The sequence below is a fragment of the cyanobacterium endosymbiont of Braarudosphaera bigelowii genome (genome assembly GCF_020885515.1).
Classification (GTDB): Bacteria; Cyanobacteriota; Cyanobacteriia; order Cyanobacteriales; family Microcystaceae; genus Atelocyanobacterium; species Atelocyanobacterium thalassa_A.
This window is the reverse complement of sequence record NZ_AP024987.1, coordinates 798,909-816,395: the sequence shown is the minus strand read 5'-3', so window position 1 is coordinate 816,395 and position 17,487 is coordinate 798,909. Positions and strand designations below refer to the sequence as shown.

The window sequence follows — 17,487 nt, the reverse complement described above, 5'->3', positions numbered from 1 at the left end:
AAGATGATTGTAGATATATCCCATATATCTACAGTTAGTTTGTAGATGCCTTTATAGTAATTTTATTAATACATAGCTAATGCATTCTACTTTTGTCTAAGAATGTCTGGTTACTATTAATGCACAATGTACAAGAAATTTTATTAATTGAATTAATTTGTTATTCAGAAATTTTTTTATAATATTTAATGAATAAATCAAGTTTTAAACAAGCTATCTGATAGATGTTATATATATAATATAATTTTACTAATACAACTTTATTATAAAAGTTGATTTCAGATAACTGCATCACGATAGCTCAAAATTAAGAAGTTTAATACTATTTTTTTACTACACATATAATTCTATTTTTAGGGAAAAATTAAAAATTATGGATCTTCAATAGAAAAATGGTTATTAATTTTCATAAAACTCGTAAAACACTTGGAATACAATCAATAGCTTCTAAAGTACACATTTTATTAAGAGCAGTACGAAAAGAACCTTCATCAACATGATGAGTAATAACAACAATTTCAGCTAAGTTTCCCTGAAAACCAATTTGTACAACTGACTTTAGACTAACATTATATTTACCAAACATTGTTCCTAAATGTCCTATAACACCAGGTAGATCTTTGCTAAGAAAACGAACATAGAAAGGAGTCTTAATTGATTCTATAGAAGTTATCTCGTATGAATTATTATTAATACGATGTGGTGAAGGGCTAATAGAATCAATAATTGTATTTTTCTTAAGAGCATCCGCAATATTTATAATATCAGATACTACTGCACTAGCTGTAGGCCCAGAACCAGCACCTTCTCCAAAAAACATGACTTCTCCTAAAGGACTTCCTTCTACTAATACTGCGTTATATACTCCATTTACATGAGCCAAAGGATGTTCTCTGGGAACCAAAGTGGGATGTACTCTTAATTGTAATTTTTTAGAAGTATTATTTTCAACTTTCTTTACAATTGCTAATAATTTAATTACGAATCCTAATTGCTTAGCATATTTTATGTCTATAGAGTTAATCCCACGAATACCTTCATAATAAATGTCATTTCTATTGATTTGTATTCCAAATCCTAAAGAAGCTAAGATAGCAATTTTATCAGCTGCATCTAATCCATCAATATCAGCACTTGGATCAGATTCTGCATATCCTAATGCTTGTGCTTCCATCAGAACTGTTTCAAATTTAGTGTCTGTAGAAGCCATTTTTGTCAAAATATAATTTGTGGTGCCATTAATTATACCAACAATACTTTCAATGCGATTGGCACCTAAAGACTGTTTGAGAGCTTTCACAATAGGAATACCTCCTCCAACAGTAGCTTCTGATAAGACATTTATACCAGCTATATAAGCTTCTTTATAAATTTCATCTCCATGCAGTGCCATAACTGCCTTATTTGCAGTAACAATATGTTTTTTGTTGGTAATAGCTTTTAGAATGAGTGTTCTAGCCGGTTCTAATCCACCTAATAGCTCAACTATAATATCAATATCAGGATCATTGACTATGCTTTCTAAATCAGTTCCAATTATATTTGGAGGTAAATCTATCTGACGAGATTTATCAAGTGATCGTACTCCTATTTTTACTATAGAAATTTCATTTAAAAGGGAGTTACGCCCTGAAGGATCAAGTATAATTTTTGCAACTCCCGTTCCAACTACTCCTAAACCTAATAAGCCAATTTTGATAGTCACCTAAGTATCACTCCTATGATTTCTCTTCAATCTAGGGTAACGGTTTACTGTCACTGAAATTTCATTTTTCAACAAATTTTTAAAATTAAACAATAAAGATACTATTATTCGCCATTTATGGAATTGAACAATTATTTGTATATTTTTTATTATTTAATTAAAATATTTTAGAAATTAAAACAATTGTTTTCTCTACACAAGTAAAATATTAAAGTAACGTCTGCAAAAAAACTATATTTAAAATTATTATGAACTTAGTGATTTTAACTTAAAGTTTATTTTTATAAATAGTATTAACTTTCTTTACTTTATTCAATTTAGAAAATATCAAGTATAAAATTAATTATTCTAGCCAGAAATGAGGTATTGTATTTAAGAGATTAATTTCGAGGCAAAATTACATAATGATATTATTGGAGGTCTAACTTTTGTTCATTAAATTCAAGTCACTATTTGAAATATTATGACTTTATTTTTCCCAAGATTATTGACTAGTATATAGTTGTCTTAGAATAAGTATTTATACTTTATGATTTTGTAAAAGTTGTTATTCAATACTTAACTTTAAAGTAAAATTACTATAGAAATAAGTAATTTAAAATTGACACTAGATACATGGTTAAAGTAAACATAACTTGGCAAGAAATTATTACAATCGCAAAAGACTTGTCAAAAGGTCTTGATTTAAATTGATTGTAGTTCATTTATATCATATAGAGAAACATTAAAAAACGCCTGTGATAGATAAAAGACGCACACAACGCGATCTCCCAAAGATTAACGAAAGAATTCGCTTCCCTGAAATACGAGTAATTGACAGTGACGGTTCACAGCTCGGTATTATCTCCCCAGAAGAAGCTTTAAATACTGCTCAAGAACAAGAACTAGACCTTGTACTAGTCAGTGAAACTGCCAAACCTCCTGTTTGTAGAATCATGGATTATGGTAAGTATAAATTTGAACAGGAAAAAAAAGCTAGAGAAGCGAAGAAAAAGCAACATACTGCTGATGTTAAAGAAGTAAAAATGCGCTACAAGATTGATGAGCATGACTATCAAGTTCGTGTTAATCAAGCCAAGCGATTTCTAAAATCAGGAGATAAAGTTAAAGCAACTATTACTTTTCGGGGACGTGAAATCCAACATGCTAATTTAGCACAAGAATTACTTAGTCGTATGGCAACTGATCTAAAAGAATTAGCCGAAATTCAGCAAGCTCCAAAACGTGAAGGGCGAAATATGATGATGTTAATGAGTCCTAAGAAAGAATTAAAATAAAATAGCTTCTTAATCAGAAATATATATTTCTGATTAAGAAGCTATTCTATTTTCAATATAATTAAAGATATAAGTAGATCAATTGGTATACTCCCCAAAAAATTATTTAGTAAATTTTATTTTGTATATAGAACTGTTTTTAGTATATATATATTAATCCTATCGTATAACCAAGATATATAAATTTATGATAGATATTTTTAACACACTATCATTATTCTGTTTGATCCCCATTATATGTGGATCTATTTTTTCAGTCATTACTGTTTTTACAACTAAATATTTCTTAAAGCATTCCTTTATAAATGAAGGTTTTACTCCACCAGTATCAATTTTAAAACCTGTTAGAGGTTTAGAAAAAAATTTAGAAAATAATTTAAGAAGTGTTGTTAAACAACAATACCCTAATTACCAAGTAATTTATTCTGTTCAAGAATTAGATGATCCAGCTTATCCTATCTTAAAAAGAATTCAATCTGAATTAGGTAAAGACTTTATCTCTGTTGTTATTAGTACAGTTGAGGAAGGAGCGAATGGGAAAGTTAATAATCTTCTAGGAGCAATTGATGAAGCAAAACACGAATTTCTTATAATAAGCGATAGTGATACTTGTTTACAAAATGATTACATTTCTAATATCATTGCACCTTTTATTAAAGGAGAGGTAGGTTGCGTTTGTACTCCTTTCAAAATTACAAAAGCCAATAACTTATTTGAAAAATTAGAAATGTTAACAATTAATTCAGACTTCATGCCAAGCGTCATTTTTGCTTATGTAACAGGAGCATCCAACTCATGTTTAGGTCCGTCTATTGCAATTCATAAATCAACTTTGAATTCATTTGGAGGATTAAAAAGTTTAGCAAACTATCTTGTCGAAGATTATGAAATTGGAAAAAGAGTATGGACTTCTGGTAAAAGTATGATACTTCTACCCTATATTATAGATGTTGTTGTAGACTTAAAAAGTTGGAAAACCTGGTGGAATCACCAAGTGTATTGGGATCAAAACACTTATTTAGCAAGACCTGGAGCTTTTGTCTCAACTATTTTTATTAGAGCAATTCCATTCGCCATAATGTTTTGTCTGTTGAAAAGAAGCATGATTAGTTTATTTGTATTAATCATAACAATACTAATTAGAGTATCCAGTGCTTTTATAGTAGCTCAAGAAATGAAAGATAGTGAGAGTATTAAGAGTCTATATTTATTACCTCTAAGAGATTTATTTGGTTTAATTTTTTGGGTACTAGCTTTTACTCAACGGACTGTTATATGGCGTAATAATAAATATAAATTAACTAGACATGGAAAAATGATTAAATGTAATTGAAATTACAACCAGTTTTAAGAACAATATTTATTCGTTATCCTTAAATGGATTTTTGATATGCTATCGACTACTAGAAAAATTAAGAATAAAGCTTTTGATATAGGATTTGACAAAATAGGTATCGCCAATCCTCATATAATTTATGAAGATAATGCTATTTATAATTTACAAAATTGGCTATCCTTAGGATATCAAGCAGATATGGCATGGATGAATAATCCTAAACGTTTTGACATTACTCAATGCATGCCAGATATCAGATCAGTTATCACTGTTGCTTTAAATTACTATACTCCTCATAAGCACTCAAATAATATAAATTATGGTAAGGTTTCTCGTTATGCTTGGGGCAAAGATTATCATAAAGTGTTAAAGCAGAAGCTAAAGCTTTTCTGCAAATGGTTAACTAAGAAAAATATAAAGACTGTTTGTTACGTTGATACAGGACCTATACAAGAAAAAGTTTGGGCAGAGCGTTCAGGGATTGGCTGGATCGCCAAAAACGGAAATATTATTACTAAAGAATTTGGTAGTTGGGTGTTTTTAGGAGTAGTTCTAACTAACTTAAGTTTAATTAGTGATACTCCTCATGTTAAACATTGTGGTGCATGTAGACGATGTATAGATATATGTCCTACGAAAGCTATTGTTAGTCCATTTGTAGTAGATTCTAGACGTTGTATTGCTTACCATACTATTGAAAATAAATCAGAAAATCTTCCTGAATATATAGTAAACAATCTAAATGGATGGGTTGCCGGATGTGATCTTTGTCAAGATGTCTGTCCTTGGAATCAACGCTTTTCTCAAGAGACAAACATTCAGGATTTTTATCCTTATCCTGGAAATATATCACTTCATTTAGAAGAAATATCAAATCTTACAGAGATACAATGGCAGCAAAAATTTTCATCTTCTTCATTGAAAAGGATAAAAGCAAAGGCTTGGCGGAGAAACGCTGATGCAAATCTATAACTAATCTTTTATGATTACCTTAAATAATTTTTTTATATAAAATTTATAGTAAAGAACTGCCTACTTTTAAATAATTGTCCTAATAAATCTTTTATAAAATAGGTATAATAGTTTTTAACATCTTTCTAATTTTTAATAAAAATACAAGATGTTTTAGTTTTGTATTTACTTCAGGATGATAAGAACTTCTAGATAACTTTTCTTGCATCTCGGCATATTCTAAAGAATTTAGAACTTCTCCAGTTAATTCAGAACGTCCCTCTGTAATTACTTCATGACGTAGTATTTCTTCAGGAATGTCTTGTGGAGGAGGTAACGCTAATCCTACCTGTATCTCCATATTTTTTAGTATTAAATTAATCGTTACGATTGTATAGAATGGGATATTTTTCATATTCTTAATGGCAATATAGTTCTCTGTTGTCCTTACCTTTTAAGTTTTTCGATATGGAAGTTTTATAACTAAGAAAAATGTTGGAATCCTCCAGAAGTTTTTAGAAACAAGCACTCTGAATTTTCTTTAAGTAAAGTAATAGATTTTTCCTTAATTATTCTACCAATGATATGAGCGTCTTTTCCTAATTTATGAAGTAATTTGAAAGCTATTTCTTCAGGTAAACATAGTACTAATTCGAAATCTTCTCCCCCGTACAAAACCCATTCTAAAGCTTCTTCTCTAGATATGTATTTAGATAATTTATCTATCATAGGAATTTTAGACTGTTCTATTTCTGCACCAACACCACTCATTTCACATATTTGAATAATTGCATCTGCCAACCCATCACTACTATCCATTCCTGCTACTTTGTGAGTTTTCATAATATCTTTAAGATAAGGTAAAACATCTAAACGAGGTTCAGGATATTGATGAGCATTAATAAATTTAAGTTGTATTTCTTTCTCTAAATATTTTTTCAAATGAGAATTTGATAGCAATTCTAGCCCCGCTTTTGACATTCCATGATGGCCTGTAACAAGAATTACTTGATTTGGTTTAGCGATAGAGCGCTTAATAACATGATTAGGATATACCTTTCCTATAGCAGTTATACTAATTATCTTAGTAGGAGAATAGCAAACATCTCCTCCAATTATAGGTATATTATATTTATTCAATAATATATTTATTCCACTATATAAGGACTCTATCCATTCAACTGGTAATTCTTTAGGTATCGCTAACCCTATAGTAATAGCAACTGGAGTAGCTCCCATGGCAGCTAAATCTGATAGGTTTGCAGATATAGAACGCCACCCAACCGCGCTAGGGGGAGTTGTTGTATCACTAAAATGAACTCTGTCAACAAGGATATCAGTCGTAACTACTATTTTTTGTAAAGGATCTATAGATAGAACCGCTCCATCATCACCAATAAGACTTTTAGGACAGAATGATTTTATTTTCTCTAGAAGTTTCTGTTCTCCAATATCTTTAACTCTCATTTATTTTTATTCTGTGAAGAAGGGATAAATATTTCACTAATTCCTTCGCCTATAAGTGATAGTCCTACTACCATCGATGTCATAGCAAGGCCTGGAAATAGAGTTGTCCACCATATTCCTGTAGATAAACTTGGTAGTGCTTCCTTTAAGTCATGTCCCCATTCTGATACTTCTTCAGGTAATCCTAAACCTAAAAATCCTAACCCTCCTAATACTAAGATGGCATCCGCAGCATTTAAAGTAAATATTACTGGAACATTTTGGATAACATTTAAGAATAGATAGCGGTATAGAATAGTTTTTGGAGGAGCTCCCATAGCTTGTGCTGCTTCAATAAATAGCTGATTTTTAATACTATTCGTATGGTTACGTATGATACGGTAATATTGAGGAATATAAGAAATACTTACTGCAATTGCAATATTTATTATACCTTTTCCTAAAATGAAAGATAAAGTAACAGATAATAACAGCCCAGGAATAGTATAAATAGTATCCATAAGAAACATAAGGAATTTATCCAGGTTTCCTCCTAAATATCCACTAATTAATCCAGATGGTACTCCTATCATTAAGGAAAAAACAGTTGAAAGAAATACAACTTTTAATGCAGCTTGTGAACCGACTAAAGTTCTTGATAATACATCATAACCTCTAATATCAGTACCGAATAAATGATTAATACTAGGAGATTCTCTAGGAATATTATTTAACAAATCTGTTGGATCTTGTAAAATACCCATTGCTTGGAACAATGGTGCAAATAATGCAACAAATAACCAAAAAAGCGTTATTGCTATACCTGAGTACATTAATCTTTTAGTTGTACTTATACGAAAAGAAGATGACATAATGAATCTCGAAAGAATTATAAAAATCTTGTTATAGATAGTATAAGTTGAGGAGTTATTATAAGAAACTATTATCCTAGTATTGTCTATCTATATATAGATTAATAAACTATTCATCTAGATTTAATTTTTTAAGAAAATAACTATTATTTTGAGTATATGTTATTGATACATTTCAAAATAATAATCATTTTAGTTAAAGAAAATTCCCTAAAACACTTAAAAAAATTTCAGGGAATGAAAATTTATCATTCTATAGATTATATTTTCCTTCGGTTTCTAGGTTCCTAACCCTAGGTAATCCCATACTATAATTAGGAGAGCGTCCTCCTAAGTTATAACTAATATCACCTTTCTGTAAAAGATCACGAATAAAATCTTCTAAAGATGAACCAATGTAATTAAGATTATAATCAGTTAAATCTTCTCCACTAGAGAATTCTATTAACTCATCAAATTTACGATAAACTTTCTCTAAAATGTCTTCATTCCAAATAAATTCATTATCAGGATCGATATCCAGAGTAAGTATCTTATCATTTTCCACTAACTCATTTTCTTTGACTTCAGCTGTAAAGATTCGGACATGCCGAGTAGTATATTTAACTAACATAAGAACTAGGTAAAAATAAAAACTGATATCTTAGATAGTAATGTTTTCTTTTTAAAAGAGCAATTAAGCTATTTTAAAAAGAAATAAAAATAACATCTGATGTAATAATCAACCTTCTAATCTTAATTATCCTTAATACATTTTTCAATAAGAGAAGAAACAGCCGCTACATTCTTCCAGCCTAAGATTTTTATGGTTTTTTTTTCAAGATTTTGATAAGTCCGAAAAAACTCAGCGATTTCATTTAAGCGATGGACATTGATATCATTAAGAGATTTTACATAGGTATAACGTATATCTCTATCAGGAATACATAAAATCTTCTGATCATATTCTTTCCCATCAACTATCTCAAGCATACCAATAGGACGTGAGGCAATCACACATCCAGGAAATGTTGGTTGGTCCATAATTACCATTGCATCTAAAGGATCTCCGTTTTCTGCTACTGTATTTGGGATAAAACCATAATCATATGGATAATGTACAGAGGTATGCAATGCCCTATCTAAAGTAAAGGACTGCATATTTTTGTCAAATTCATATTTATTTTTACTTCCTGCAGGAATTTCTACTAAGATATTAACTAAACCAGATTTAGGCTGAGCAGGAATGAGTTTCAAATCCATAACTTTCTCCAAATACCTCAATAAAAACAATTAAAGAATAGTAATAATTATTCTTCCATGTATGTCACAACGTATATTAATTTATATACTTCCTAGAAAAATCAAGGAAATAATTACAGCAACACCATAAATGATTAACATTAAATGTAGAATCTAGCATTATTTAGTATTTCTAAAAGTTATACTTAAAATCTAGATATTTTCTAAATTTATCTCTCTTAAAAAGGAATTGGATCGTCGTTATCAGAGATTGTAGAATTATCATTTAATTGATTTAGATTATAGTGGCTATCATCTTTACTCTTATACGGATCAAAATTTGTATTAGGGTGGGCTGAAGTCTTAATACCAGAACTTTGATGAATAGGATAAAAATTAGATGCTATTAATTCAATTCTTTTCTCTTTAAAGCCTTCTTTACGTTCGAAAGTATTAGTAGACAACCTACCCTCGATTATCAACATATCACCCTCATGACAATTCGTTTTCATATTAGCAGCTAAATTACCCCAACCTAAAACTTTTAAAGTACGAGATGAATCTTCTAAGCGTCCACCTTCAAATTCTACAAACATTTGAGTTATTTCTTTTTGGGTATCTGAGGTATATCTTAATTCAGGATTACTAATAACTTTCGCCATCAACACAAAACTGTTCATTTTTTATCTCCTAATGTATGTAAAAAGTTCTATTATCTAACTAGTCTTGAAAATTTTGATTTCTTAGATTAAAGATTGATTGAAAGCTATATTTTGTTCCTTGATGTTTTAACAAATTTTAACTATGATTTATTTTTTATATCTTCTTAAAGAATGAGAATTATTACTCATTACCGAGATAAATAATAAATCAAGAAATAACTAATGCTTTTTTAGATAATAACTATATGAACTATTTACATATGATTATGCAAAAAATTGAGAATAAAGCCTATAATCCTTTATATATGTAAGCTAGTTAAAGTAAAAAACGTTATTTTAATTAGCATATTCTATTTTGCAATTGATTTCATTATTAATAATTGTTTTTAAGATAAGGCAAAAGGTAATCGATGAATATCAGAGTTAAAATGACAAATAATCTTGGTTAGAAAATTTAGTTCTTTTACTATTATTTTATCTAATCCTAAATCTTCTAAGCTTTTTGACAAATCAACTTGTTTATAAAATTTTAAAAGTTTTTTTGAAATAAATGGTAAGTGATTCTTTTGCATAATTTCCTCTAATCTTAATCAGACTAAAATATCATAAGCTACTGTTTCTCCATGTAATATTTTATGTATTGTTTTTATACTAGTTAAACCATTAGGTACTAAGTGTGCAGCTACTGTTCTACAATTAGGACCACTTAGGCCACTAACAATACCAGTGAATAATATACAAGCATAAATCACTTCAAATCATTCTTATTCATATATATTGTTAACAGCTACAGAGGACTTTTGTTGCAATATATCTTTTATAGTCCTTGCATGCTAAATCACTGCGATTGTTAAAGTTTATCTACTGTTAACAGTATCCAAATTAATTAACTCCTTACACCATTTTGCGATAGGATTGTCTATCCTTACTACTAGAGTATATTAGGAAGCTGTTCTAATAATTAAATAGTCCAACATTAAAATGTCAGGACAACGCGATAGTGATACATCATACTAAAATATGCCTTGGTTTACGCAGATTTTAGATATAACCGTTCATATAGCACAAGTTGCATCAGATATAGGAATAGTAACTATTAGTAGTGTATTGTAATGAGTCAATATTTTTGCCATATCAAGAATTTTTCCTCTTCCAACTCCAATAATTACATCTGCTTTATTTACCTTAATTAAATAGGTAAGAAGTTTCAAATAACTCCTAGAACATTCAGATAAATAAATTTTAACAATAACTGCGGCTTTTAATATTCTTTTAAAATAGCTTTTAGGTGATTACCAATAATGGAAAGAGTCGTGTCTCTTACAATAATCAAAGGTCGGCTACCTAAACTAATGATATTTTCGCCTTTAAAAATATGGGCAGGAGCAATTGAAAAATAATTAGCAGAAGTATTGAATAGATAGGCCACATCAATTTTGGAGAATATTTAAAATTTATAATTTAATGGCTTTTTCTATGTTTTTATTGTTTGAACTCAGAAGATATTTTCTAAAAAACTATATAAGCAGCTTTGGTAAGACTCAATAATTTATAACCTTATTTAAATTTAGATACTAACTTCTCGATTCTCGATTAATACTATATATTAAAATAATTGTTTAAATATTTTGTTTAGTATTCATAAAGAAGAATATTCGATTTATTTATACCAATATATCTAGTAGATGTCAAAAGCTAATTAGTAGTTTTACTATCATGTTCTCCAATTGAATAAAAGAATGTTTTATATATATAGCGAGAAGCTTCTAGTAGATAAATGGATTAGCACTTATAATAAATTTTCTCCTCTTTTTATTTGCATTTTAGGCTTTACTGAAACTGCCTTAATTCCAGACATTTCATTAGCAGGGACTACTTCAGAAGCTAGAAAATATACAGCATTAGCAGATGCAGAGTTTTTGGTTAAAGGAATCAGTTCTTCATATAAGTATTCTCTACCATCCTTAGTTCAAGGAATTTCTCCCGTATTTATAACGCGTGCAATCATTGAACATTGTCAGATTCCTTTCTATTTATTTAATACTGGTTTACCATCAAATCCCTCTTTTCCTTGTATTGATCTGAGGGGGAAACCCGCTAATTGTTTAAGTACCGGAAAAGCATTACCTCTAAATTTAGTTACTAAATTATTCTACCATGGACTAGCTTGGGGTAAAAAATTGACTAAGAATTCAAATAAAAAATACTTAGTTTTAGGTGAATGCGTTGTAGGTGGAACAACAACAGCCCTGGCTGTTCTTAAGGGACTAGGTGTTGATGCATCACAGAAAGTTAACAGTAGTTATCCTTATTGCGACCATAACTATAAAGACTTAATAGTCAAAGAAGGATTCAAAAAGGCTAATTATAATTTTATGGATACTCCAATTAATCCTTTTGAATTAATCGCCTCGGTAGGTGACCCTATGCAAATTACCGTAGCTGGAATGGCAATTTCAGCTAGTTTAAACACTGGCTTAATACTAGCAGGAGGAACACAGATGCTCGCAGTATATCAATTAATAAAAACTATTATAAAAACGTTTAATTATGAAGCAAATTTAGAAAATATTATTGTAGGAACAACACGTTGGGTACTGGAAGATAAGACTGGAGATACATTAGGATTGGCTAAATTGATAGGGGAAGTTCCTTTATTAGCAACTCAATTAAATTTTTCTAACTCTTGTTATGAACAATTGCAAGTTTATGAAGAAGGATATATTAAAGAAGGAATGGGTGCTGGAGCATGCGCTATAACCTCTAGTATTTCCTATAATTTAACACAGAAAGAGTTGTTATCAATTATTGAAGGTCTTGTAAACGGTTATCACATCAGATAAAGTATCTAAAGATCTTGTGAGTAAAGTTTGATATATTGTTATTTACTACTGTTTATTTAACTATTTGGTGTAGCATGCATTATCTCAATGCTTGAAAAAATTAAAGTTTTTAGAAATTAGCAAAAATATTTTTATAAGAAATTATTTATTTACTCTAAAAATTAAATTTGACATTAATAAACAACATATAGAAAGAGAAATAAAGTAAAGTATTCGTCAAAAGAGTGAAATCTATCTTAAGATTAACGAATAAGGGAATTAATTTTCTTAACGAACCACTCACAAAAATTAGAAAAAACTAGGGGGGCATCTATGGCGCTTGTACCTATGCGGCTACTTTTAGATCATGCAGCAGAAAACAATTATGGTATTCCTGCATTCAATGTAAATAATATGGAACAGATCTTAGCAATTATGCAGGCAGCAAATGAAACCAACAGTCCTGCAATTTTACAAGCTTCTCGTGGTGCCCGAAAATATGCAGGAGAAAACTTTCTTCGTCATTTAATTCTTGCAGCAGCTGAAAGCTATCCTCATATTCCTATTGCTATGCATCAGGATCATGGTAATAGTCCTGCTACTTGTTATAGTGCAATTCGTAATGGATTTACTAGTGTAATGATGGATGGCTCTCTAGAAGCAGATGGCAAAACTCCTGCCAGCTTTGACTATAACGTTTGTGTTACTTCCGAAGTAGTTAAAGTAGCTCATGCTGTAGGTTCTAGTGTAGAAGGCGAGCTTGGATGTCTAGGTTCTCTCGAAACTGGTCAAGGAGAAAAAGAAGATGGTCATGGATTTGAAGGAACTCTAAGTAAAGAACAGCTTCTTACAGATCCTGATGAAGCGGTAGAATTTGTTGAAAATACTCAAGTAGATGCCTTGGCTGTAGCTATTGGTACTAGTCATGGTGCTTATAAATTTAGCCGCAAGCCTACTGGAGAAATCTTGGCGATTAATCGTATTGAAGAAATACACAAACGTCTTCCTAATACTCATTTAGTTATGCATGGCTCCTCATCTGTACCTCAGGAATGGTTAAATATAATTAATCAATATGGTGGGAAAATACCTGAAACATATGGTGTACCTGTTGAAGAAATTCAAAAAGGTATCAAAAGTGGAGTTCGCAAAGTTAATATCGATACTGATAATCGTTTAGCGATTACAGCAGCTATTCGTGAATGCTTTGCAAAAGATCCTAGCAACTTTGATCCACGTCATTTTATGAAACCATCAATTAACTATATGAAAACAGTTTGTGCTGATCGTTATCAACAGTTTTGGGCTGCAGGTAATGCTAGCAAGATTAAACAGATGACTCTTGAAGACTATGCTGCGAAATATTCTAGAAATGAATTGACAACAAGTAGAAAAAGTTGATTATAGAATAATCATTACGATGATATTTCATCATTAGAAATCTGGGATAATTAGTATTAATATCCTAGATTTCTAATTATTGTAATGTAATATGTATGCAATAAATAAATCATTAAATATGACTAAAAATATATCTTTCTACTTAATATATCCTTCACATATATAAATTATTTGAGAAGTTACTTCCTCAAGTGTAAGTCTATCTGTATTTATTTCAATAGCGTCAATAGCTTTACGAAGGGGTGCGATTTTTCGATGACTATCTTGATAATCTCTTGCTTCAATATCTTTTTCCAGTTTATGTATACTAATATTTTCTAATTTCTGAGACTTATAATCTTTTAGTCTACGTTTTGCTCTTTCCTTTACAGATGCAGTAAGAAATATTTTAATATCTGCATCTGGAAACACATTAGTTCCAATATCGCGCCCTTCAGCGATAACTCCTCTAGAGTAACCCATTTCCCGTTGACATTTTACTAATTTATTTCTTACTGCAACTTGAGCCGAAATTAAAGAAACTGCTTCAGTTACTTCTAATGTTCTTAGATACTTAGTTACTTCTTCTCCATTTATAAAAACTTGAGATATTTCTTCCTCAGGATTATTCATTAAATACAAAGTTGCTGTCTCAATTAATTCTGCTATTGCCTTTTCATTCTCTAATGCAATTTCTGATTTTAATACCAACCAAGTAATTGCTCGATACATTGCTCCTGTATCTAAATAGTTTAAATTAATTTTTTTGGCTACTTTCCGAGTTACGGTGGATTTACCAGCTCCTGCTGGCCCATCAATAGCTATAATGAGCCTAGAATTTTTTTGAGTAGACATACCGTAATATATAAATAATTTTTTGTGGTTAAATCTATAAATTTTTTAATTTACACTTTTTTATACAACCACATTTTATTCTAAAATATTTTTCAAATATTTTCCTGTATAAGATTTTAAATTTTGGACAACTTTTTCTGGAGTTCCAGTCGCAACAATAAATCCTCCTTCATCACCACCCTCTGGACCTAAGTCAATTATCCAATCTGAACATTTAATTACATCTAAATTGTGCTCAATAACTATAATTGAATTTCCCTTTTCAACTAATCTTTGTAAAATATTTAACAAATGATGAACATCATAAAAAGATAAACCAGTAGTAGGTTCATCAATAAGATATAAAGTTTTTCCTGTTGCTCTACGAGATAGTTCTGAAGCTAGTTTAACTCGCTGTGCTTCACCTCCTGACAATGTTGGTGCTGATTGTCCTAATTTTAAATATCCTAATCCCACATCAGCTAGAGTTTGCAATTTATTTCGAGCTCTAGGAATATTTCTAAAAACCTGTAATCCTTCTTCAATAGTCATATTTAAAACATCAGAAATTGTATATCCTTTGTATTTAACTTGTAGAGTTTCTCGATTATATCTTGTTCCTTTGCAAACTTCACATTGAACATATACATCTGGTAAAAAATTCATTTCTATTATATTTACTCCTTGTCCCCCACAATTTTCACACCTTCCACCTTTTACATTAAAAGAGAATTGTCCAGGTTTATAGCCTCTTGCTTTCGCTTCTATGGTTTGTGAAAAAAGTTCTCGTATACTATCAAAGATGCCGGTATACGTGACAGGGTTTGAACGGGGAGTTCGACCAATAGGAGATTGATCTATAACAATCACTTTATCAATTAGTTCAAGTCCTTTGATTTCAGAAAGATATTTTGGGAAAGGACTCTTTTTCGTTAAATGATTCTGTAATGCAGGATATAAAAGCCCTTTGATCAAAGTAGATTTTCCTGATCCAGAAACCCCTGTAATAGCAACTAACTTTCCTAATGGAATTGATACATTAAAATTTTTTAAATTATTAGCACGACAACCTTTTAATTGCAAGGCAGCGCCATTTCCTAAACGTTTTCTTGCTTCTTTTCTAATTGCTTTTCTACCGGATAGGTAGTCTGCTGTAAGAGAATGTTCTGATTGCAACAATGTCTCTAAGTTTCCTTGAGAAACTATTTGTCCCCCATATGCTCCTGCTAAAGGACCTATATCAACTATATAATCAGCTGCACGAATTGTTTCCTCATCATGTTCAACAACTATTAGGGTGTTACCTAAATCTCTAAGATTTCTTAAAGTCTTTAAAAGACGTTTGTTATCTCGTTGATGCAATCCTATACTTGGTTCATCTAATACATATAAAACTCCTGTTAATCCTGAACCAATCTGTGTTGCCAAGCGAATTCTTTGCGCTTCACCTCCTGATAAAGTTGCTGTTCCCCTATCTAATGTTAGATAGTTTAAACCAACATCTAACAGGAACTTTAATCGATTTTTAATTTCTTTTAATGCTATTTCACCAATTAACCTTTGTTTTGGAGTTAATTCTAATTGTTCTATTCTTTTTAAACATTTATCAATAGAAACACTTGTCAATTCATTAATATTATATTGTCCCAATTTAACGGATAACACTTCTGGTTTTAAACGCTTTCCTGAGCAAGATCTACAAGTTTGTTCAACAATATACTGCTCCATTTTTTGCTTTATGTTTTCAGAGCTAGTTTCATTATAATTACGTTCCAAAATTGCTAAAATTCCTTTAAAATTATAATAATATCCTTTACGATTATTGCTAAATTGGGAATCTTCTTCAAACCATATAGGTTTATCACTACCATATAGCACAAACTCTTGTTGTTCCCTAGTCAATTCATTCCAAGGAGTTTGAATATCAAAACCACAGTTTTTACCAATATTATGTAATAAGGACAAATAATAAGAATTATTTTTTTCTGACCAAGGAACAATAGCTGCATAGATTGGAGAGAAATGATTGGGAATAATCAGATCTGGAGAAAATTTGCGGAGACTTCCCAAGCCGTGGCAATCAGGACAAGCACCGTAGGGAGAGTTAAAAGAGAATAATCGAGGGGAAAGCTCTTCCATTACTGCTCCATGCTCAGGACAAGAAAAATTTTCAGAAAACATTAATTCTGTAGGTGATTCAAACTCTTTTTTTTCATTTTGTATAGATTTTTTTACATCAATACTAATTATTGATAATCCTTCAGAGTTCATCAAACAAGTTTTTAAAGAATCCGTTAGCCTTTCTTCAATACCTTTTTTTTTAATAAGACGATCAATAACAATTTCAATATTGTGATACTGGTTTTTATTCAATTGAATATCATCTGTAATTTCTTTAATTTTTCCATCAACTCTCACTCTTACAAATCCTTGGGAAATTAAATTAGATAATAAATGCTTGTGAGTTCCCTTTTTCCTTCGTATTACAGGAGCTAGAATTTGAAACTTTGTATTTTCTGGCAATTCCATTACGCGATCGCACATTTGATCAACAGTTTGAGGAGAAATAGTATGACCACATATAGGGCAATATGGTATACCAGCCCTACTAAACAATAGTCTCAAATAATCATAAATCTCTGTTATTGTGCCTACTGTTGAACGAGGATTGTGAGAAGTCGATTTTTGATCAATAGAAATGGCAGGACTTAAACCTTCGATTGTATCAATATCAGGTTTATCTAATTGTCCTAAAAATTGCCTAGCGTAAGCACTTAAAGATTCTACATAGCGTCTTTGCCCTTCAGCAAAAATAGTGTCAAAGGCTAGAGAAGATTTTCCTGAACCTGATACTCCTGTAAAAACAATTAATTTATTACGAGGAAGTTCAAGACTAATATTTTTTAAGTTATTTTGCCTAGCGCCACGAATAAGGATGTTATGTAAATTAGCCATAATCTCTATTTTTAAATCTCACAGTT

The 17,487-nt window shown here is 30.4% G+C and carries 18 protein-coding genes; 5 read left to right on the top strand and 13 right to left on the bottom strand.

Going from position 1 to position 17,487, the window contains the following annotated elements; translation table 11 throughout:
• Positions 1-406: 406 nt before the first annotated feature.
• Positions 407-1,705, bottom strand: a complete 1,299-nt coding sequence (locus LPC16_RS03460; protein ID WP_229636830.1) for a homoserine dehydrogenase — start codon at positions 1,703-1,705, stop codon at positions 407-409.
• A 737-nt stretch (positions 1,706-2,442) separates the two neighbouring features.
• Between LPC16_RS03460 and infC the strand changes: the two genes are divergently transcribed.
• The 3 genes from infC to queG all read left to right on the top strand — a co-directional run bounded on the left by infC (position 2,443) and on the right by queG (position 5,290).
• Complete coding sequence (infC, locus tag LPC16_RS03455) at positions 2,443-2,982, top strand: translation initiation factor IF-3 (protein WP_040054173.1); 540 nt, start codon at positions 2,443-2,445, stop codon at positions 2,980-2,982.
• A 187-nt stretch (positions 2,983-3,169) separates the two neighbouring features.
• Positions 3,170-4,315 carry a glycosyltransferase gene (locus LPC16_RS03450; protein WP_229636828.1) on the top strand — a complete coding sequence of 382 codons (1,146 nt, stop codon included), beginning with the start codon at positions 3,170-3,172 and terminating at the stop codon, positions 4,313-4,315.
• A 57-nt stretch (positions 4,316-4,372) separates the two neighbouring features.
• Entirely contained in the window at positions 4,373-5,290 is a 918-nt protein-coding gene (gene queG / locus LPC16_RS03445) for a tRNA epoxyqueuosine(34) reductase QueG (protein ID WP_229636827.1), read from the top strand.
• 91 nt (positions 5,291-5,381) lie between these two features.
• Here queG and LPC16_RS03440 read toward each other — a convergent pair whose 3' ends face one another.
• The 10 genes from LPC16_RS03440 to LPC16_RS03395 all read right to left on the bottom strand — a co-directional run bounded on the left by LPC16_RS03440 (position 5,382) and on the right by LPC16_RS03395 (position 10,899).
• Positions 5,382-5,684, bottom strand: coding sequence for a glutathione S-transferase (locus LPC16_RS03440; RefSeq protein ID WP_229636825.1), 303 nt, complete (start codon positions 5,682-5,684; stop codon positions 5,382-5,384).
• A gap of 68 nt (positions 5,685-5,752) precedes the next feature.
• Positions 5,753-6,736 carry a thiamine-phosphate kinase gene (gene thiL / locus LPC16_RS03435; protein WP_229636822.1) on the bottom strand — a complete coding sequence of 328 codons (984 nt, stop codon included), beginning with the start codon at positions 6,734-6,736 and terminating at the stop codon, positions 5,753-5,755.
• Positions 6,733-7,548, bottom strand: a complete 816-nt coding sequence (locus tag LPC16_RS03430) for an ABC transporter permease (RefSeq protein ID WP_407084195.1) — start codon at positions 7,546-7,548, stop codon at positions 6,733-6,735. Before LPC16_RS03430 ends, thiL begins: the two co-directional genes overlap by 4 nt.
• 292 nt (positions 7,549-7,840) lie before the next feature.
• Positions 7,841-8,200 carry an NAD(P)H-quinone oxidoreductase subunit M gene (locus LPC16_RS03425; protein ID WP_040054167.1) on the bottom strand — a complete coding sequence of 120 codons (360 nt, stop codon included), beginning with the start codon at positions 8,198-8,200 and terminating at the stop codon, positions 7,841-7,843.
• Positions 8,201-8,322: 122 nt separating this feature from the next.
• On the bottom strand, positions 8,323-8,829 hold the full coding sequence (locus LPC16_RS03420) for an inorganic diphosphatase (RefSeq protein ID WP_229636819.1): 507 nt from the start codon (positions 8,827-8,829) through the stop codon (positions 8,323-8,325).
• Positions 8,830-9,047: 218 nt separating this feature from the next.
• Positions 9,048-9,488: a single-stranded DNA-binding protein gene (locus tag LPC16_RS03415; protein WP_040054165.1), complete on the bottom strand. Its 441-nt coding sequence runs from the start codon at positions 9,486-9,488 to the stop codon at positions 9,048-9,050.
• 368 nt (positions 9,489-9,856) lie between these two features.
• Positions 9,857-10,042, bottom strand: coding sequence for a hypothetical protein (locus LPC16_RS03410; RefSeq protein WP_229636817.1), 186 nt, complete (start codon positions 10,040-10,042; stop codon positions 9,857-9,859).
• 18 nt (positions 10,043-10,060) lie between these two features.
• Positions 10,061-10,222, bottom strand: a complete 162-nt coding sequence (locus LPC16_RS03405; RefSeq protein WP_229636815.1) for a hypothetical protein — start codon at positions 10,220-10,222, stop codon at positions 10,061-10,063.
• Positions 10,223-10,525: 303 nt separating this feature from the next.
• A complete protein-coding gene (locus LPC16_RS03400) occupies positions 10,526-10,681 on the bottom strand; it encodes a hypothetical protein (protein ID WP_229636814.1) in 156 nt (51 codons plus the stop codon).
• A 50-nt stretch (positions 10,682-10,731) separates the two neighbouring features.
• A complete protein-coding gene (locus LPC16_RS03395; RefSeq protein ID WP_229636812.1) occupies positions 10,732-10,899 on the bottom strand; it encodes a hypothetical protein in 168 nt (55 codons plus the stop codon).
• A 310-nt stretch (positions 10,900-11,209) separates the two neighbouring features.
• On the opposite strand from LPC16_RS03395, the gene cobT reads away from it, so the two are divergent.
• Together cobT and fba are read left to right on the top strand one after the other, a co-directional pair.
• A complete protein-coding gene (gene cobT, locus LPC16_RS03390; protein ID WP_229636811.1) occupies positions 11,210-12,313 on the top strand; it encodes a nicotinate mononucleotide-dependent phosphoribosyltransferase CobT in 1,104 nt (367 codons plus the stop codon).
• Between the two features lie 312 nt (positions 12,314-12,625).
• Positions 12,626-13,693: a class II fructose-bisphosphate aldolase gene (fba, locus tag LPC16_RS03385; RefSeq protein ID WP_040054163.1), complete on the top strand. Its 1,068-nt coding sequence runs from the start codon at positions 12,626-12,628 to the stop codon at positions 13,691-13,693.
• Positions 13,694-13,831: 138 nt separating this feature from the next.
• Here fba and cmk read toward each other — a convergent pair whose 3' ends face one another.
• Together cmk and uvrA are read right to left on the bottom strand one after the other, a co-directional pair.
• Entirely contained in the window at positions 13,832-14,527 is a 696-nt protein-coding gene (cmk, locus tag LPC16_RS03380) for a (d)CMP kinase (RefSeq protein WP_229636809.1), read from the bottom strand.
• A 75-nt stretch (positions 14,528-14,602) separates the two neighbouring features.
• Positions 14,603-17,461 carry an excinuclease ABC subunit UvrA gene (gene uvrA, locus LPC16_RS03375; protein ID WP_229636805.1) on the bottom strand — a complete coding sequence of 953 codons (2,859 nt, stop codon included), beginning with the start codon at positions 17,459-17,461 and terminating at the stop codon, positions 14,603-14,605.
• Between the last annotated feature and the right edge of the window lie 26 nt (positions 17,462-17,487).